We start from the raw sequence: 1,623 nt of genomic DNA on the forward strand, positions 1-1,623 counted from the left end.
TCGGTATACGGCGGTTCCTTAATTTAGTTCCGAGCTTTCAGGTAACAGTCGGTCAGGGATACATACCCAGCTTCGGTGAGCCGTTCGTTAGTAACGGAAGTAGATAGTATCCAGCTATTGGCAATACGCCAGTAGCCTTTTCTCGTGTTAGCATATTCCCAGGCTTTAGCCATGTCTATGCCGAGTTTCACAAGGTTTTCGTGTCTGGTGCGTATTCGTTTCCATTGTTTCCAGAACACCATCCGCAGTCGCCTGCGATACCATTTATCCGTTGCAATCAACAGCTTCTTCATATCCGCTAATTTGAAGTACTGCGTCCAGCCAGTAATGTACTGTTTGAGCATTTCCTTCCTTTTGGCATTCCCCCACCCGTTGCTTCTTGAAGTGAGTTCCCGGATCCGAAGGCGCATCCGCGTCACACTCTTTGCGTGTACACGAAGACGGCCTTCTCCCTTTAGTTTGTAAAAGGAGTATCCAAGGAACTTCACATCCTTCACATACGCCACCGTACTCTTTTCCCGATTTACTTTCAGGAACAACTTCTGCTCGATGTAAGTCGCCAGGCTTTTCATTGTGCGCGCTGCACTTCGTTGGCTTTTGCATAGAATGAGCAAGTCATCTGCGTAGCGCGCGAAGCGGTGGCCACGGTTCTCGAGTTCCTTGTCCAACTCATTAAGCATGATATTGCTTAACAGCGGGCTCAAGGGTCCGCCCTGCGGTACACCCACAGCTGTTTGTTCAAACTTATTCGCTACTACTACACCTGCGCCAAGGTATCGGTGGATCAGCGAGATCACCCGACCATCCTTGATTGTTCCGGATAGTACTTCGACCAGTTTACTTTGGTTGACTGTATCAAAGAACTTCTCCAGATCCATGTCTACTGCATACGTATAGCCCTCGGTAATATACCGCTGGCATTGCTGTAGTGCCTGATGTGCACTCCGCTTTGGTCTGAACCCATAGCTGTTTGCTGAAAATTGCCGCTCGTAAATCGGACTTAGTACCTGTGTGATCGCTTGCTGAATAACACGGTCTACTACGGTCGGGATGCCCAGCGGACGTGTCTTCCCGTTTTCTTTGGGTATCTCTACCCGACGTACTGGATTTGGACGGTAGCTTCCGTCCAGTATGGCCGCTATCAACGCCTCCTTGTTTTGAACGAGATAATCCTTCACAGATTCGACTTCCATCTCGTCGATGCCGCCCGCCCCCTTGTTTTGCTTTACCCGTTTGTAGGCCGCATTCAAGTTTGCAGGGGATACGATTTGTTCAAGCAGGCCATACCCCGTTTGCTCGATACTGGTAAGGTTGTTTTCAGTTATCCACATGGAAGTCTGCACTCCGTCATAGTATTCGGGTTCCGCCCTATTCTTTTGCCGGCAGCTATCTCTCGATATTTTCTGCTTTCTACCTTTCATGTGGTAACATTCATTGACTACTTACTTCTTAAGGTTCAGCCCTTCCAGAAGGTGTCGATCCCTCTGTACTATAGCCTCGGCTGACTTCTCACCGTAAATCTGTTTCAACCGTGCTTCATACACCGTTTCCGCACGTCGGTGAGATCTCCCACGGTAAGACGATAAACTTTCATTCCATCTACCCGCACCATCTACAGTACTA

The 1,623-nt window shown here is 48.8% G+C and carries 1 protein-coding gene; it reads right to left on the reverse strand.

Annotation, left to right across the window (positions count from 1 at the left end; genetic code table 11):
• Positions 1 to 23: 23 nt before the first annotated feature.
• Positions 24 to 1,421, reverse strand: coding sequence for a group II intron reverse transcriptase/maturase (gene ltrA, locus GA0116948_RS20880; protein ID WP_089715830.1), 1,398 nt, complete (start codon positions 1,419 to 1,421; stop codon positions 24 to 26).
• Between the last annotated feature and the right edge of the window lie 202 nt (positions 1,422 to 1,623).

This window comes from Chitinophaga costaii (assembly GCF_900094705.1).
Classification (GTDB): Bacteria; Bacteroidota; Bacteroidia; order Chitinophagales; family Chitinophagaceae; genus Chitinophaga; species Chitinophaga costaii.

Coding starts and splice junctions, on each gene's coding strand:
- ltrA (WP_089715830.1), bottom strand. CDS start 1,421: ATGAAAGGTAGAAAGCAGAAAATATCGAGAGATAGCTGCCGGCAAAAG.